The organism is Mycolicibacterium flavescens, from assembly GCF_001722335.1.
Taxonomy (GTDB): Bacteria; Actinomycetota; Actinomycetes; order Mycobacteriales; family Mycobacteriaceae; genus Mycobacterium; species Mycobacterium flavescens.
This window is the reverse complement of record NZ_MIHA01000004.1, coordinates 77,173-92,782: the sequence shown is the minus strand read 5'-3', so window position 1 is coordinate 92,782 and position 15,610 is coordinate 77,173. Positions and strand designations below refer to the sequence as shown.

The 15,610-nt window shown below is 64.5% G+C and carries 14 protein-coding genes and 1 pseudogene; 7 read left to right on the top strand and 8 right to left on the bottom strand.

The features are described 5' to 3' along the window. Positions 1–196: 196 nt before the first annotated feature. Positions 197–1,054 (bottom strand): alpha/beta fold hydrolase, encoded by an 858-nt coding sequence (locus BHQ18_RS06700; RefSeq protein WP_069412822.1) that lies wholly within the window; start codon positions 1,052–1,054, stop codon positions 197–199. Between the two features lie 113 nt (positions 1,055–1,167). Here BHQ18_RS06700 and BHQ18_RS06695 point away from each other — a divergent pair, with 113 nt between their 5' ends. The 5 genes from BHQ18_RS06695 to BHQ18_RS06675 all read left to right on the top strand — a co-directional run bounded on the left by BHQ18_RS06695 (position 1,168) and on the right by BHQ18_RS06675 (position 5,355). Further along, positions 1,168–1,380 (top strand): heavy-metal-associated domain-containing protein, encoded by a 213-nt coding sequence (locus tag BHQ18_RS06695; RefSeq protein ID WP_069412821.1) that lies wholly within the window; start codon positions 1,168–1,170, stop codon positions 1,378–1,380. Beyond that, entirely contained in the window at positions 1,377–2,348 is a 972-nt protein-coding gene (locus BHQ18_RS06690; RefSeq protein ID WP_069412820.1) for a DUF8832 domain-containing protein, read from the top strand. The genes BHQ18_RS06695 and BHQ18_RS06690 overlap by 4 nt, the downstream gene beginning before the upstream one ends. 39 nt (positions 2,349–2,387) lie before the next feature. Beyond that, entirely contained in the window at positions 2,388–4,655 is a 2,268-nt protein-coding gene (locus BHQ18_RS06685; RefSeq protein ID WP_069412819.1) for a heavy metal translocating P-type ATPase, read from the top strand. Between the two features lie 18 nt (positions 4,656–4,673). Further along, positions 4,674–4,949: a YHS domain-containing protein gene (locus tag BHQ18_RS06680; RefSeq protein ID WP_069412818.1), complete on the top strand. Its 276-nt coding sequence runs from the start codon at positions 4,674–4,676 to the stop codon at positions 4,947–4,949. Between the two features lie 76 nt (positions 4,950–5,025). Further along, positions 5,026–5,355 carry a metal-sensitive transcriptional regulator gene (locus BHQ18_RS06675; RefSeq protein WP_069412817.1) on the top strand — a complete coding sequence of 110 codons (330 nt, stop codon included), beginning with the start codon at positions 5,026–5,028 and terminating at the stop codon, positions 5,353–5,355. Between the two features lie 72 nt (positions 5,356–5,427). Here BHQ18_RS06675 and BHQ18_RS30445 read toward each other — a convergent pair whose 3' ends face one another. Continuing rightward, positions 5,428–5,604 carry a hypothetical protein gene (locus BHQ18_RS30445; RefSeq protein WP_234794099.1) on the bottom strand — a complete coding sequence of 59 codons (177 nt, stop codon included), beginning with the start codon at positions 5,602–5,604 and terminating at the stop codon, positions 5,428–5,430. Here BHQ18_RS30445 and BHQ18_RS06670 point away from each other — a divergent pair, their 5' ends adjacent. Continuing rightward, positions 5,605–7,575 (top strand): heavy metal translocating P-type ATPase, encoded by a 1,971-nt coding sequence (locus BHQ18_RS06670; RefSeq protein WP_234794098.1) that lies wholly within the window; start codon positions 5,605–5,607, stop codon positions 7,573–7,575. 128 nt (positions 7,576–7,703) lie between these two features. Here BHQ18_RS06670 and BHQ18_RS06665 read toward each other — a convergent pair whose 3' ends face one another. The 3 genes from BHQ18_RS06665 to BHQ18_RS06655 all read right to left on the bottom strand — a co-directional run bounded on the left by BHQ18_RS06665 (position 7,704) and on the right by BHQ18_RS06655 (position 12,303). Continuing rightward, on the bottom strand, positions 7,704–8,567 hold the full coding sequence (locus BHQ18_RS06665) for a hypothetical protein (protein WP_069412815.1): 864 nt from the start codon (positions 8,565–8,567) through the stop codon (positions 7,704–7,706). 200 nt (positions 8,568–8,767) lie between these two features. Further along, a complete protein-coding gene (locus BHQ18_RS06660) occupies positions 8,768–11,221 on the bottom strand; it encodes a S8 family peptidase (RefSeq protein ID WP_234794097.1) in 2,454 nt (817 codons plus the stop codon). Between the two features lie 119 nt (positions 11,222–11,340). After that, positions 11,341–12,303, bottom strand: a complete 963-nt coding sequence (locus BHQ18_RS06655; RefSeq protein ID WP_069412813.1) for an AAA family ATPase — start codon at positions 12,301–12,303, stop codon at positions 11,341–11,343. A gap of 192 nt (positions 12,304–12,495) precedes the next feature. Here BHQ18_RS06655 and BHQ18_RS06650 point away from each other — a divergent pair, with 192 nt between their 5' ends. Next, positions 12,496–12,714: a hypothetical protein gene (locus BHQ18_RS06650; protein ID WP_069412812.1), complete on the top strand. Its 219-nt coding sequence runs from the start codon at positions 12,496–12,498 to the stop codon at positions 12,712–12,714. 435 nt (positions 12,715–13,149) lie between these two features. Here BHQ18_RS06650 and BHQ18_RS29835 read toward each other — a convergent pair whose 3' ends face one another. The 3 genes and pseudogenes from BHQ18_RS29835 to BHQ18_RS30895 all read right to left on the bottom strand — a co-directional run. Continuing rightward, positions 13,150–13,701, bottom strand: a complete 552-nt coding sequence (locus BHQ18_RS29835; protein WP_131815654.1) for a hypothetical protein — start codon at positions 13,699–13,701, stop codon at positions 13,150–13,152. Next, positions 13,698–15,458 (bottom strand): 3'-5' exonuclease, encoded by a 1,761-nt coding sequence (locus tag BHQ18_RS28990; protein WP_165614539.1) that lies wholly within the window; start codon positions 15,456–15,458, stop codon positions 13,698–13,700. The genes BHQ18_RS29835 and BHQ18_RS28990 overlap by 4 nt, the downstream gene beginning before the upstream one ends. 15 nt (positions 15,459–15,473) lie before the next feature. Continuing rightward, positions 15,474–15,557 (bottom strand): annotated as a pseudogene (locus BHQ18_RS30895) (DUF2510 domain-containing protein); the annotation flags it as partial. Positions 15,558–15,610 lie beyond the last annotated feature (53 nt).

The following is a 15,610-nucleotide window of genomic DNA, read 5'->3' as shown; positions in this document are numbered from 1 at the left end:
ACAAGGGAGATTCCGGCGGCTCATTGAGAGTTCAACCGCGCGGTCCATCGTCAAGTGCATCGCTCTGTGCACGGTCGGCCACATCACCGGCGGCCGCCGCCCGGCCAAAGCCGGCAGTGCGAAATCCTGCTGCAGCTGACGGACGGCTGCAGACCGCTGGGGCCGACATCGGTGGTCGCGGGAGGGCTGATTTCCACTACTTGGATTGGATCTGCGTGTCCCGGTTCGACGTGGTGGCGAGGAATTGTTCGATTGCCGGGGCGAAAACGCGCGCTAGGTCATCAGCGTTGACCAGTAGGTTAGACATTGTGGCCTCGGCGAGTACTCCGTGCGGGAGGACGTCGGCGAGCGTGCGCGCGAGTTGTTCGGGGTGACGTGAGTCGCCGCCGGCAATGATGAGCGCCGGCGTCTCGATGCCCCCGAGTTCATCAACTGTCGCGAAGGCGCGATCATGACCGATTGCCGCCGCGGCGGCGGCACTGTGGGCGTCAGCACGCGGAATGGCCTCGGTGACGAGGTTGGCAATGAGCGGCTGAAGATGGGGAACAAACAACTCCCAGGCAGCGTGTAGACCGCGGGAACGGGCGCGGGCGGCGAAACGGTCCATCAGCGCTGTGTCTGCGGCCTTGCCCTTGTCGTCCTCGATAGCTTCAGCACTGATGACGACCGCGGACCGGGCGACATGGCGGTGGTCCAGACACGCTCGCAAGGCGATCGTTCCGCCCAGGCCCGCGCCGACGAAGTGGGCGGACGTGGCGTCGAGCGCGTGCATGATCGCCACAGCGTCGGTGACGTACTGATCCCAGCGGTGCAACGCCGGGTCGGGGCAGCGCGATGCTCCGTACCCTCGAATATCAGGCAGCGCAACGCGATACCGGTCAGCAAGTCGGTCGGCGAGCGGCCGCATGCTGTGGTGATCGGGCCCACCGCCGTGCAGCATGATGATCAGCTCGCCGCGGCCGACGACCTCGCCCATGAGCGGCCAGCCGTCCTCCCCGACGTGCAACGTGTGCATCACCGTCTGGCTTTCCCTTCGTCGTATCTGACCCAGCATCGACGCGGCATGTGCACGAGCCCGGTGCCGCCCTTGCAACATACCCTCCAGGGGTATATCCTTACGTACATATACCCGGTAGGGGTATGCAGACTTAGCGATGGGAGGTCGGTATGAGCACGATCGAGTACGCCGTCACAGGAATGACCTGCGGGCACTGCGAGCTGTCGGTGCGGGAAGAAGTCAGCGCGGTCGCCGGTGTTGAAGACGTCGAGGTCAGCGCCACGACGGGCACGCTGATCGTGACCTCGGCCGGTTCGGTCGATGACGCGGAGATCCTGCATGCCGTCGGTGAGGCCGGCTATTCGGCGGTGCGTGTCGCATGAACGCCGCGGGACGGTTGGCCGCTTTCGGTGCCGGACTGGCGGTGGCGTTCACGGCGGCATACGTCACCGCGGCGGCGGTCGTGCCCGACGCTGCGCCGGTCGCAGCGCAAAACTTCGGTGCCGATCCTGCCGCTGATCGCAGTGCACCGGCCGAGCAGGCGTTGCCGGCATCTCCTGTGTCCGCTGATCCGCCTGGGTTGTCGCTCGCCCAAGACGGATACGTGCTCAGCCCGGTGCGGGCGCCCGAAGCGCCCAACGATCGGGCCGTGTTGAGCTTCACCATTGCTGGTCCTGGCGGCACGCCGCTGCTGGATTACGCGACGGTGCATGACAAGCAGTTGCATCTGATCGTCGTCCGTTCTGATGGTCAGTACTTCGCCCACGTGCACCCGGTCCTGGATCAGGCAACCGGCACTTGGTCGACGCCCTGGACGTGGAAGGCCGCAGGTTCATATCGGGTGTTCGCGGACTTTCAACCCGCCCGCGTCGGCAGCACCAAACTGACCCTGACCCGCACGGTCGAGGTGGGCGGCGACTACATACCGGTCGCGCCTCTGACCACGCGCACCACAGACGAGATTGCCGGGTACACAGTAGAACTCGACGGTGCGCTGACCGCGGGCGCCTCGAAGCAGCTCACGGCGAAGGTCAGCCGAGGCGGCAACCCGGTGACAACGTTGCAGCCCTATCTGGGGGCATATGGGCATCTCGTTGCTCTGCGCGAAGGTGACCTGGCATATCTGCACGTGCACCCTGAGGGAGCCGAGCCGCAGGCGGGCGGTACCGGCGGACCTGCAGTGTCCTTCGCGGCTACCGCGCCCACGGCGGGCCGATACCTGCTCTACCTCGATTTTAAAGTCGACGACACCGTGCATACGGCCACGTTCGTCGTCGACGCCGCACGCGGCGAGACCAATCAGCCCGCGTCGAACCCCGCGCACGACGGCGGCCATGCCGGCGGGCACTGACGGCTTCCACCCGGCCAGAAAACTGAAAGGCAGTGGCATATGACGACATCGACATCGACGCCGGTGTCCGGCCCGAGTGTTGAGTTACGTATCGGGGGGATGACCTGCGCCTCGTGCGCCAACCGCATCGAGCGCAAGCTCAACAAACTCGATGGGGTTGCCGCGACGGTCAACTACGCGACCGAGAAGGCCACCGTCACGGTGCCCGAAGGCTACGACCCGGCGCTGCTCATCACCGAGGTGGAAAGCGCCGGATACAGCGCGCAACTACCCCAGGCATCCGCCCCGACCGAGGAGGCACGCGACACCGACGACTCCGAACTGGTGTCGCTGCGCCACCGGCTAACCGGCTCGGCCCTGCTCTCGGTACCCGTCATCGCCATGGCGATGATCCCGGCGCTGCAGTTCACCTACTGGCAGTGGGCGTCGCTGGCGCTGGCCGCGCCGGTGATCGTGTGGGCGGCCTGGCCGTTCCACCGCGCCGCCTGGGCCAACCTGCGGCATGCCACAGCGACGATGGACACCCTCATCTCCCTGGGCACGTTGTCGGCCTTCCTATGGTCGCTGTACGCACTGTTTCTCGGCACTGCCGGCACCCCAGGGATGAAGCATCCATTCGAACTGACGCTGGCACCGTCTCACGGCGCGGCGAATATCTATCTCGAAGTCGCTGCTGGCGTAACCACATTCATCCTCGCGGGTCGCTATTTCGAGAAGCGTTCCAAACGGCAGGCCGGTGCAGCGCTACGCGCACTGTTGGAGCTGGGCGCCAAGGAGGTGTCCGTGCTGCGCGGCGGGGTGGAAACCAAGATCGCCGTCGAGGACCTGACGGTGGGCGACGAGTTCGTCGTGCGCCCGGGAGAGAAGATCGCCACCGACGCGGTGGTGGTGTCGGGGACATCGGCGGTCGATGCATCGATGCTGACCGGCGAATCGGTACCCGTGGAGGTCGGTCCGGGTGACACCGTGGTCGGTGCGACCATCAACGCCGGTGGGCGTCTGGTGGTGCGCGCGACCCGCATCGGTTCCGACACCCAGCTGGCTCAGATGGCCCAGCTGGTGGAGAACGCCCAAACCGGAAAGGCCGAAGTTCAGCGTCTGGCCGATCGCATCTCCGGTGTCTTCGTGCCGATCGTCCTCGTGCTCGCCGTGATCACGCTCGGTGCGTGGCTGGGCGCCGGCTACCCGGTCGCGGCGGCGTTCACCGCCGCGGTGGCGGTCCTGGTGATCGCCTGCCCGTGCGCGCTGGGCTTGGCCACGCCGACCGCACTGCTGGTGGGCACCGGTCGTGGCGCGCAAATGGGCGTGTTGATCAAGGGGCCGGAGGTGCTGGAGTCCACCCGCAAGGTCGACACCGTGGTGCTCGACAAGACCGGCACCGTCACCACCGGCACGATGGCCCTGGTCGATGTCATCACCGCCCCGGGAGCCGGCCGCGAAGACGTGCTCCGGCTGGCCGGCGCGCTGGAGAACGCCTCGGAGCATCCGATCGCCAGGGCCGTCGCCGACGCCGCAGCCGAAGAACTCGGGATGCTGCCCGCCCCTGAAGATTTCGCGAATGTCGAGGGTAAGGGTGTCCAAGGCGTCGTCGGCGGGCACGCCGTCGTCGTGGGACGCGAATCACTGCTCGCCGACTGGGCCCAACACCTGAGCCCCGAATTGCTGCAGTCGAAAACAGCGGCTGAAGCTCAGGGCAGAACCGTGGTCGCCGTGGGCTGGGACGGTCAGGCTCGCGGCTTACTCCTGGTCGCAGACACGGTGAAACCGACGAGCGCTCAGGCAATCTCACAGATGCGCGAGCTGGGGCTGACGCCCGTCCTGCTCACCGGCGACAACGAAACCGTCGCTCGGCAGATCGCCGCTGAGGTAGGTATCGACACGGTGATCGCCGAGGTGATGCCCAAAGACAAAGTCGACGTCATCGCCCGGCTGCAAGCCGAGGGCAAAACCGTGGCGATGGTTGGCGATGGCGTCAACGACGCGCCCGCCCTTGCCCAAGCCGACCTCGGTCTAGCCATGGGCACCGGAACAGACGTCGCGATCGAAGCGTCCGACATCACCCTGGTACGCGGCGACCTGCGCAGCGCCGTCGACGCGATCCGGCTGTCCCGCAGAACGTTATCGACGATCAAGACGAACCTGTTCTGGGCTTTCGCCTACAACGTCGCCGCCATACCGGTCGCGGCACTGGGCATGCTCAACCCCATGCTCGCCGGCGCGGCCATGGCGTTCTCCAGCGTCTTCGTCGTGGGCAACAGCCTTCGCCTGCGCGGTTTCACATCCACATCCTCCAACCCGACCCACTAAACCACTCAAGGAGAAGCCATGACCGATCACAACAACCCGACATCGAGCTGCTGCTGCGGCGGCTCCGCCCAAGATTTCGACAGCACGGTCATCAAGACCTCGGCGCGGAACCTTCTCGATCCCGCAACCGCGGAAGCGACATGCCCGGTCATGCCCGGCACGCTGGTCGATAAGGCTGCCGCTGAAGCCGCGGGCCTGTTCCGCGACTACCGCGGCCAACGGTATTGGTTCTGCTGCAAGGGATGCGGACCGCGATTCGACCGTGACCCCGACAAGTACGCCAGCGCGGCGTGACTATGACTGTCATTCCGCACCCCGATGCCCGCATCACGCGCAGCGGCGCTCCGTCCACACACTCGAAGGATCCGTCATGACGCCAGCCGACGACACTGACCACTGCCCGGCATCGGGTTCCACCCAGCACGGCTACATCACCGATAAAGACAAGTACCTCAAACGCCTAAAACGCATCGAGGGTCAGGCCCGCGGCATCAGCCGGATGATTGAGGAGGAACGTTACTGCATCGACATCCTCACTCAGGCCGACGCTTTGACGAAAGCCCTCCAAAGCGTCGCCCTGGGGCTCCTCGATGACCACCTCCGGCATTGCGTTCGAGACGCTGCCGCCACCGGGGGGCCAGCCGCCGACGCCAAACTCACCGAAGCATCTGAAGCCATCGCCCGGCTCGTGCGGTCATGACCCGCAACGGCGGCGCACCGACACGGCTGCCTTGCTGCTACACCGCCGCGCGAAACGACACGTTGAGAGTTCTCAGGAGAGCACACGATGACTAACCACGACGAGCACGCCATAGTGACATCGCACACCGGCGTTCACGCCGGCCACGACGGCCAGGCCGTTCACGACACGAACGCCCACCACGACGACCATGCTGACCACGGCGGCCATGCCGGCCACGGGGGTCATGCTGGCCACGGTGCCGATCATGTGGCTCAGTTTCGAAAACTGTTCTGGATCAACCTGATCATCGCCGTTCCGGTCGTCGCGTTCTCGACAATGTTCGCGATGTTGCTCGGCTACGAACTTCCCGATGTCCCCGGCGTGCGGTGGATTCCGCCGGTGCTGGGCACGGTCATGTACGTTGTGGGCGGTCGACCGTTCCTCACCGGCGCCGTCAGCGAAATCCGCTCCCGCAAACCGGGAATGATGCTGCTCATCGGGTTGGCCATCACCGTGGCATTCTTCGCCTCCTGGGGAGCGAGCCTGGGCCTGCTCCACCACGAACTGGAGTTCTGGTGGGAATTGGCGCTACTGATCGTCATCATGCTGCTCGGCCACTGGGTCGAAATGCGCTCCCTCGCACAAACCACCTCGGCACTGGACTCTCTGGCCGCGCTGCTGCCCGACGAGGCCGAGAAGATCGACGGCGACCGCATCATCACAGTCTCGCCCGCCGACCTTCAGGTCGGAGATCTGGTGGTGGTCCGACCTGGCGGCAGCGTCCCCGCCGACGGCAGAATCGTCGACGGCCGTGCCGACATGGACGAGTCGATGGTGACCGGTGAGTCGCGGCCGGTGGCCCGGAGCGTCGGAGATGCGGTAACCGCCGGAACGGTGGCCACAGATTCCGGGTTGCGGGTCGAAATCACCGCCACCGGCGACGACACTGCGCTGGCCGGAATCCAGCGCCTGGTGACCGAAGCGCAGAACTCGTCCTCGCGCGCTCAGCGCCTCGCCGACCGGGCGGCTGGGTGGCTGTTCTGGTTCGCCCTAGGTACCGCGGCCATCACCGCCGTGGCGTGGTCAATTGTGGGCGATCCTGACGCCTCCGTCGTCCGAGCGATCACGGTGCTCGTCATCGCGTGCCCTCATGCGTTGGGATTGGCGATACCACTGGTCGTGTCCATCGCCACCGAACGCGCCGCGCGCGGCGGCGTGCTGATCAAGGATCGCCTCGCGTTGGAGGGCATGCGCACCGTCGACGCTGTGCTCTTCGACAAGACCGGCACCCTGACCAAAGGTGAACCCACGGTGACGGCGATCGAGGCCGGTGGTGCTCTCGACGACGATGCGGTGCTCGCGCTCGCGGCCGCCGCCGAGGCCGATAGTGAGCACCCCCTAGCACGGGCAATCGTGAGGGCTGCCGAGGAGCGCGGACTCACTGTGCCACGCGCCAGCGGCTTTTCGTCCTCCCCGGCGGTCGGCGTGACGGCCACGGTGGACGGGCAGGAGATCCGGGTGGGCGGTCCCCGCCTGCTGGAGGAGGTCGGCGCACCAGAAGTCAGCACCGCCACTGCGTGGCGGGAGGAGGGCGCGATCATCTTGCATGTCGTCCGTGATGGCGCTGTGCTCGGCGGCCTGCGCCTGGCTGACGAGATCCGCCCCGAATCGCGCGACGCCGTCGATGCCTTGCACAAGCTCGGCGTCGAGGTGGTCATGATCACCGGTGACGCCGAAGCGGTCGCCCAAGCGGTGGGTCGCGAACTCGGCATCGACCGGGTGTTCGCCGGCGTACGCCCAGAAGACAAAGCGTCCAACGTTGCTGCGCTGCAAAAGGAGGGCAAGAAGGTCGCCATGGTCGGCGACGGCGTCAACGATGCACCCGCGTTAGCACAGGCCGACGTCGGCATCGCGATCGGCGCCGGCACCGACGTCGCCATCGCCTCTGCCGGTGTCATCTTGGCCAGTTCCGACCCGCGCTCGGTCCTGTCGGTGATCGAGTTGTCCCGGGCCAGCTATCGCAAGATGAAGCAGAACCTTTGGTGGGGGGCGGGCTACAACCTCATCGCAGTGCCACTGGCCGCCGGCGTGCTCGCACCGATCGGATTTGTGCTGCCGATGTCCGTCGGAGCAATCCTGATGTCTCTATCGACGATCGTCGTGGCGCTCAACGCGCAACTATTACGCCGGCTCGACCTGACCCCTGCAGCGAGCACACGCGCAGTCCTCGATCGCTGACACGGCCGGCGGAGCTCGTTGGCCCGCGGCCTATCCGGCCACCGCATTTCGAGGATCGGTCGAGCGGCGACAGCGACGAGGCAACTGCGAAACGCTACGAAGCCCACACCAACGAAGAGACCAGCTGATTACTCGCCGTGATCATGATCGCCGTGGTCGTCATGCAGCGGCACCGCGGGTGAAGCCGGGGCTCCTTCCGGTGCCGGTGCCGGCGGCTCGTCGGCGGGCTCGCTCACCGGCGGCGGCACGGCCGACTCGGAATTGCTCTCAGGGGTATGAGCATGCTCAGCGCCCGTCCCGTGCTGACCGCCCACTGCCGGCTCGGCGCTGGTGCCGTGGTGATCAGCGGGTGCATCCCCGGTGCTGGTGCCGTGGTGATCACCCTGTGCATCCCCAGGGGCCGTCCCGTGGTGGCCGCCATCTGCGCTCGCTGGCCCATGATGATCACCGTGCCGCAGACCGGAAGCCACTCCTACCGTGGACGCCAGCGCCACCACACCGACTGCGCCCATCAGCACTAATGCGCTGCCGAACACCGGCACCGGCTCACCTTGCAGGCCTCGGTGCCACACCCAGCTGGCACCCATCACGACGTAAATCTGTAGCAGCAGCGCGCAAAGGTCCGCGGCTTGAATCAGTTCCGCTTCTCCGGCGTGGGGGCCGAACGGGGCTCCCGAGGTCCTGGACAAGGCCCAAAGAGCGATGGCTCCAAAGTTGAGCATGATGCCGGCAGCAAGCACAAGGGTCGTCGTTCGTACCAGCACAGCCCGCGCCCAAATCAATTGGAAGAGCGCGACCGACGCGAAGAATAACCCTGCCGGCATCCACTCCTGCCAGTGGGTGGGTACGACGGCGAAGTGGATAACAGAAGCGCCCAGCGAGGCCAGCGCGGCAAGCCGGGCCGCCAACCGGCTGTCTGTTTTCCTCGCTGTCCTAGGGGCCACGGAACCAGGATGGCAGCGCCATCCTCGACAGCGGCTGCCAGACACCACATCTCAACCCGACCGAGATCCATTCGTCATCAACTACTGTCCTTCTACGTAGATGGCGTCGCCGCCACCCTAGGACCTCGACCAACGCCGCTTGCCTGTGTGCGACAACGCCCGCTCGCACTGAGCCGTGACAGCGGCGAAACGCTCACTGTTGCTGATGTCCGGGAAGCTGCCGCAAACTTTCGTACGCGATACGCGTGTCAGCGGGTCCTGGTGCGCAGCCGGGTCTGCAACTGCTGTCGTACTTCTTGGTGGATGTCGACTCTGATGGTCGGGGAAACCTCAAGCGTCGCCGCCAGCCCGTAGCGGACAGGTGCCGCCAAGCGCCCCACGTCGACGCGACAGTCAACGTTGATCTCAAGCGCATCGCCCACTGCGAACGCGACGGCCCGTCGTCCTTCGAGGATCTCGTGTTGCACCGTGCCGTTACGGGACACACGTGCCTCAGCTTCGAGGCGATCGACCCCCAGTGGCTGGCGCGGAGGTTCAAACGACAAGCGCGCCATGCGATGCCGGCGCGTCGCAGTGTTCACCGGGGAGAGCCACGCCAAGGTTACCGTCAGCCGTCGCCAGTCGGTCGTGGCGGCCAGGCTGCCCGGTAGGGGCAGTTCGAACGTGTGGCGCTGGTCGGCTGTTATCGAGCCGGCGCCCAGGAGAAGAACTCTGGTGGTCGTGGCCGAGATGACCCGTTCGAGGTCAACGGCGCCGTAGCCGAGGAGCTGGGAGATGTCACGGCGGGTCAGATCCTCGCCGCCGACGATCGCGCGGGTCAGCCCGTCGCGCATTGGCCCCCACGTCGCGGCGTGTACAAGTAGCGCCTTGGTGAGGACTGGGTGGTATTCGGCGGATGCGAAGGGCGGTTCGCCATCGACGGCCTGGAGGGCTTCGAGGACGTCGAAGATGTGGTCGGCGGTGCGCGTCGCCATGGCGGTGGCGTTGCTTGTCCCGTGCAGGTACGTGGTCCCGTTGAGTGCGCCACCGCGTCCGGGCGCGGCGACGCGCATCCCGGGACCGGTGATCGTCGTCTCTGCCGGATACAGGGTTGTCGTTCCTTCGGCAACGGGCGGACGCTGGTGCAGACTGCGGCCGCCGGGCAGCAGTATCTCGGGCTTGACCGAATTGCGATGACCGAAACCCACGGGACTGTAGAGCGCGGGCATCCCCATGTCGGTCGTGTCTAGCACTGTGTCGCTGGTCGGGGTGCTTGCGGCATCGATGTGAAGAGCTCCGACAGAGATCGCGTTCACCGCTTCGGCGGGGGAGAGGAGCCTCCGTCGGCGCGCCTGCTCGTACATGGCGGTGCCGACCGCGCGTCGTAGTTCGTCTGCGTCGAGGAGGGCTGCTGCGGGGATGCCGGCGTCGATGGCATGGTTGCCTGCGCTGACCAGGATGAGAACGTTGTAGGTGTGGGCAAGCCAGTCCAGCAGTTTGGCCAGCGGGCTGATGCGTCGGACGAACATTTGGATGGGGTCGCCGATGGATAAGTTGATAATCCTCACGCTGGGCGCCACGGGATCGTGCTGCCCGTGTCGTTCGAATATGCGGCGAAACGCTTCGTGGATAAGGTCGACCAGTAGGCGATCTCGCAGGACCGTTTCCTCTTGGCCATTGAACGGGTGTGGCTGCATGATCGGTCGCACGTACAACCGGCGTGGTGTCGATTCGCCGGGGGCATTCAGGTCGCCATGACAGATCAGCGATGCCATGGCGGTACCGTGTTGCATTTGTGACGCCGTGTACGACGCAGCGATTTCATCGGGATCGTCAATGACCAGTCGTTCGGCAAGGGCGATGTGGCCGGCCATTGGCAGTCCTTCGAGCAGGGCAATCCGTGGACGCTGATCGGTGGGTTTCGCCGACAGCGCTGCGGAGTCAAGGGGTTCATCGGACGCCGCCACCGCCGGGATGGTCATCGGTCGTGCCGGAGAAACGTACATGATCGTGTCGGTGGTCAGCAAAGCGATCGCGTCGGGCCCGCGATCGAGTACTGCCTCTACCTGGCTGTAGGGGAGGTCGGCGAGAATCGCGTGGTAGCCGATACCGGTGATGGCCGCTTGGGTGATGACTTGGCCGCCAGCGTCGTTGATGAGTGTTCGCACCGCCGTCTCGGCGACCGCCCGACGTGCGGCATCGCGGCGAAACCAGAGTTCGATCTCGACGCGGGCCATGGTGGTTGACTGACCCACAACGGCGACGTCTTCCCGCCAACGCTCCAGCAGACCAGTCTCGCGGACACGATCTTGGGGTCCCCAGCGCCTAACTTCTCGTAACAGTTCAAAGACGTCACGCAGCGGTGCTAACCCGAAAGGCATTGCTGCTTGGCGGTTTTCCTGCCACTGCGCGAAGAGGGCGAGGAGGTCGACGACGGCTTGGTTGTTGGACATCACGACATAGAGGCTGTCGGTCACGGCATCGTCGGTCGGTTCGCCATCGCGTACGGGGTGGAAGTCGTCGTCGGCGGCGAACTCCTCCCCGTCAACTTCGAGGAGGAATTCGAGACCTGGTACGCGGGCGGCGGCACGGGCGAACTCGGCTACCGGCGCGGCGAGGTCGAAGACAACTACCAGTTCGGGGTCGGCTTCGGTGGTGTTCCCGTCCACGTCGACACGGCCGGCCTGCAAAGCTTCCTGCAGGGCGGCAAATTGCGGTTCCAAGCGCTGCTGTTGTCGGCCGGGTCCCGGTCCGGCGATCCGAGTCCCAGGGAAGCGAGGCGCGCCGGTGGGGATGGGCCCCGCTAGAGGGGCTCCGAAAGACAGCGGTTGGCGTGGAGCGGTCACGTCTCCCTCGTGGCGGTGCGCTGCTTAAGCCGTTCCTTCACAACGTCTTCGACACGGCCGTCGGGCAGCGACAGGACATAGCGGCGCATGACGTCGAGTGCGAATTCTTCGATGTCGGCGTAGCTTGAGCCGGCAAGCTTGTCGGCGAGAGTGCGCGGCGCCATACCGAGGTTTCCGCCGAGTCGCACGCGCAGCTGTTCCAGGAAAACTGTGGCTTGCGCCCGAGACGGCGGCGACAGGATTAATCGGACCTGGAATCGGCGCCATGCCGCGCGGTCGAGCAGTTCGCCGTGGTTGGTCGCGCATACGGCGACGACATGCGAGGGCAATCGGTCGATCTGTAGAAGCAGCGTTGAAACGACGCGTTTGATCTCGCCGGTTTCGTGCGCATCGGCGCGCTCTTTGGCGATGGTGTCGAACTCGTCGAAGAAAAGCACACAACGCCGCGTCCGGGCGAACTCGAACACATGATCGATTCGACTTGTCGTTTCCCCGAGGAAGCTGGAGACCACCCCTTCGTAGCGCACTGCGTAAAAGGGCACCATGAGCTCCGCGGCCATGGCTTCGGCGAGCGAGGTTTTGCCGTTACCGGGCGGCCCTTCCAGGAGGATGCGGTTGCGGGGCTCTAGGCCGTGGCTACGTAGGAGTTCGCTACGGTGATGCTCCTCGATGATCTCGGTGACCGCCGCTGTGACGGCCGGAGCCATCTGCACCTCTGACAGTCTCCGTTTAGGCACGATTTCGGTGACGAGATCGGCGACCTGGCGGGCGGTGTCATCGCGGGCGAGCAGGCTGCGAGCGCCGGCAGTGGTGATCAATTCAGAGAGTCGATCAGCGACAAGGTGGTGCTGGTTGTTGCGCTCCTCGGCGATGATCGCTTCCACCAGCATGCGGAAGCGAGCGACGTCGCCACGTTGTTGGGCCTCGACTAGATCGATTACCAGGTCAGATCTCGCCATGCCCCCTCCTTGCACGATCTGTTCGTACGATCATTGCAGACAGGCTTCCCGCCGACGGTTCAGCGTGGCCCAGTGTCGTGTCCGCTGGCAGCGGCATCCCTATGGCGATACAGCCGTCAGGTATTTGCCGAGTTCGGACGTAGTGTCCCTAGCCTGCTCAATGGCGCCGGGCTGCGGTTGGCGGCTGGTGAGGTGAGTTACCAGCAGGTAGTCCTGGAGGCCGCGATGATGTGGCGACGGGGCTCTCATCCGTCGGCGCCGATCCATAAGCTCACGGTCGTGGACGGAAACACTCTGATCGCAATTGGCGGCCTGATCACCGGCGTCGTCGGGGGCAGCGCGGGCGTCGCCGCCGTGGTGTACGCATTGCGCGAGCGTCTAGGGCCGACCAATGGTTTGGTATCGCAATGATGGGGAGATAAGACAGTCGTATCGTTTCCTGAAGTGCAACACTTCGGCGGTTTTGCCGATACCTGCCATCGAGAAGCTCCCGGCTTCGGCTTGACGCGCGGAATCGCCTCGTACACAGGACGGCGACCCTAGCTGAGTCGTATGTGGGCCGCGAAATTCCATGTCCTGGGACGACGCGGAGACCTTACGGATCCTGCTGTACCAGCCGAGGTCGAATTTTTACTGGACACAATCACTCGCCATTGCCCAGTCTTTGCGCCGACAATGAGCTATAGATTCAGTCGAATGGTGCTTGCCTGGTCCTGACAGCGTGGGGTTCAGGGTGCGTCCAGGTGCTTACCGTACGGGACAAGTGGTTACCGATCAGCCGACGCCGTACGGGATAATCTCGAATGCAGGATAGGTGCTGGCCCGCAACCTATTGCGCTGTCGCACTTAGGTGTCCGCCGGCTGGAAAGGAAGAGGTTGCGGCGAAGGACTGTCGACTTTCAGGTGTGCCTTCGAAACCCGGATGCTCTCGACGGCTGACCAAACGTTGGCAAGATCCGCGAGCCAGCGAGCCATCGCGATTGTTGAGCGGATCAGTGGAGTCTGGACGACGCCCACGGGAACAGATAGTGGCGTACCTGACGGGGGTAGCGACGGCCACGAGATTGGCGCACGCGGGCTGCCTTTCGGCGTGAAGCTCGTTCGATGAATTTCGTCCAGTCTATCGATGTGTTGCCTAATTGCTGTCAATGTCGCTTCGACATCGAAAGCGCCATCGGAGTGGGTTAATAGTGACTCAAGGCGGTCGCTCATTACCTCATTGACGAGCACGACCTTCCGGGCGCGAATTACTCTCTGCTGGACATCGGCATCGCGGGTGACCCATGCACCGCAAAGACGTGCGGTCTGAACGACCGGCTCTACGGCGACGTGCCAGATCGCTACTGCATCGGAGCCGCTATGAACAACGGCGATGGCACTTGTGTCGTCCAAACTCATCTATTCAACCCTAAACCGGTTCTACGCGTTACATCCGACTCGCTATAAAGCACATCGGCATCCTTCCAGCACTCGTCCGCCTTGCCTTTCGATAACCCGGCCTGGTCGCTGAATGCTCCTCGGGTCAGGCCATCAGCCCTTGCTGCCGCGGCGCGTTTCGCTAATTGAAGTCGGTCTGGATCAGCCTCCGGTGCTGCGTAAAATTTCCCGTCGCGAAGTAGCGCCTTTACTGCCTCTTCACTCAGGCCAAGTTGCTCGCCAATCTGTTTACGGCTAGCTCCACTCAGCTGGAGGTCGACCGCTTGACGGCAGCGTGCGAGGCGCTCCGCGCGCACCGCAGTGTTGGCGACGTTTCGGCCGTCACCGGGCCCGGCCGGCGGCTTTGCCTGTTCTCGGCACCCGTCACACACAGGGGTGCTTCTGCGCCGGGCCACTATCCATGAGTAGCCACACATTGAGCACACGAGGGCAATGCCCTTGGCAGGGAGGCGATTGACCGCAATCGGTGATCCGGTACTTATCGCCGACAGGTAGTCCGATACCGATGCGACAGGGATCCCAAATTTCTGCGCGCTCTTAGCTTTTCCAGACATCGACGCCGTATCGGCCGCAACTAGCAGCTGACAGTTCGACTTCGTGACTGTCGTCACCGGTTCGTGTTGGTGTTGGCGGGCGAGGGCTTCAATTTCATCGCGCTCCATAGGTTCACCATCCGGCCACTGCGCGGCCCCCGTGAAGCAGATCCGCATCCCGTCGCGAAGTTCGAGTGCTTCAGTTCTTACGCGGTATGGGTTCGTGCGTGCGCAAACCACGGCGTCGTCTACTTCGAGCAGAGCTGCCGTCCGGCAGAGCTGTTCGAACTCGCCATCGGTGACGACCCCGTCATCGAGCGCCGCGTCTATTAGACCGGCGAGAAATTCCTTATGGGCTCGTACGCGGTCATGCGTGCTGAGTCCGAGATCGTCTGCGAGCATTGCCAACTCGCGGCGCTCGTCGACATCAAACTTGAGGTCCGCCACTGCGAAGTCCAGCAGCGTGACGTAGGGCGCAACGTCGGCTGGACTATGCAGGTTCTTGGCCAACTGGAGGACATATGGACGTTCGATTTCCACCGCTGTGAAACCGCCCCGGGTCAGCACTCGCGGGATGTCGCGCGAGGCGGGGCGGGCGAGCGCAGGTCGGCAGCTATCGAAGGCGTCAGCGACCCTAACCAATAGGTGGGCTGTGGCGCGTGCGTCGTGTATGGCGCAGTGTGCGCCGTTCAGACCGATTCCATAGTCAGCGCATGCGGCGCCAAGCTTGCAGCCGCCGACCGCACGCAACGTATCTAGGCCGTCACCCCAGTCAATGTCTATGCCGACGCGGCCGAACTCGTAAGTCAACAACCGGCGGTCGAAGCGAAGGTTGTGAGCGGCAACGACCGCGCCGTCGAGTAGTGCTGCGAGGTGCGGTGCGATGTCCTCAAATAGCGGTGCATCCCGTAGAGACGTCGGTGTTAGTCCGTGCAACCACGTCGGGCCGGGGTCACGCAACGGGTTTGTCAGGCACTCGAACTCGTCGACGATGACGCCGTTGCGATCCAGCGTGACGACGGCAACCTCGACGACTCGGTCAGCGCTGAACAGGCCTGTGGTCTCGACGTCTATGACGGCAATCCGGTCGGCCTCACCCAGCAGCGACGCAATCCGGCCCGCGCTGTGCCGGTCTGGCTGTACTGCGAATTGAAACTCTGTGTTAGCGACTTCTAGAAGCGGCAACGGTTGGCTATGTGTCCAACCCGTCCATTGGGCGCCATCCCACCATCGAAGCTGTCCCCCGTTCCATGGGTCTGGGTACCACCCAGCAGCGATCGTCATATTCCCCTCCGACGAGTTTGGTCGAACGCAGGGGAGGTTACTGAAAACGGCGG

Excerpts from the sequence above, each read along its gene's own strand:
- BHQ18_RS06700 (WP_069412822.1), bottom strand. The coding sequence starts at position 1,054 with ATGCTGGGTCAGATACGACGAAGGGAAAGCCAGACGGTGATGCACACG.
- BHQ18_RS06695 (WP_069412821.1), top strand. The coding sequence starts at position 1,168 with ATGAGCACGATCGAGTACGCCGTCACAGGAATGACCTGCGGGCACTGC.
- BHQ18_RS06690 (WP_069412820.1), top strand. The coding sequence starts at position 1,377 with ATGAACGCCGCGGGACGGTTGGCCGCTTTCGGTGCCGGACTGGCGGTG.
- BHQ18_RS06685 (WP_069412819.1), top strand. The coding sequence starts at position 2,388 with ATGACGACATCGACATCGACGCCGGTGTCCGGCCCGAGTGTTGAGTTA.
- BHQ18_RS06680 (WP_069412818.1), top strand. The coding sequence starts at position 4,674 with ATGACCGATCACAACAACCCGACATCGAGCTGCTGCTGCGGCGGCTCC.
- BHQ18_RS06675 (WP_069412817.1), top strand. The coding sequence starts at position 5,026 with ATGACGCCAGCCGACGACACTGACCACTGCCCGGCATCGGGTTCCACC.
- BHQ18_RS30445 (WP_234794099.1), bottom strand. The coding sequence starts at position 5,604 with ATGATCGGCACCGTGGCCAGCATGACCCCCGTGGCCGGCATGGCCGCC.
- BHQ18_RS06655 (WP_069412813.1), bottom strand. The coding sequence starts at position 12,303 with ATGGCGAGATCTGACCTGGTAATCGATCTAGTCGAGGCCCAACAACGT.
- BHQ18_RS29835 (WP_131815654.1), bottom strand. The coding sequence starts at position 13,701 with ATGAGTTTGGACGACACAAGTGCCATCGCCGTTGTTCATAGCGGCTCC.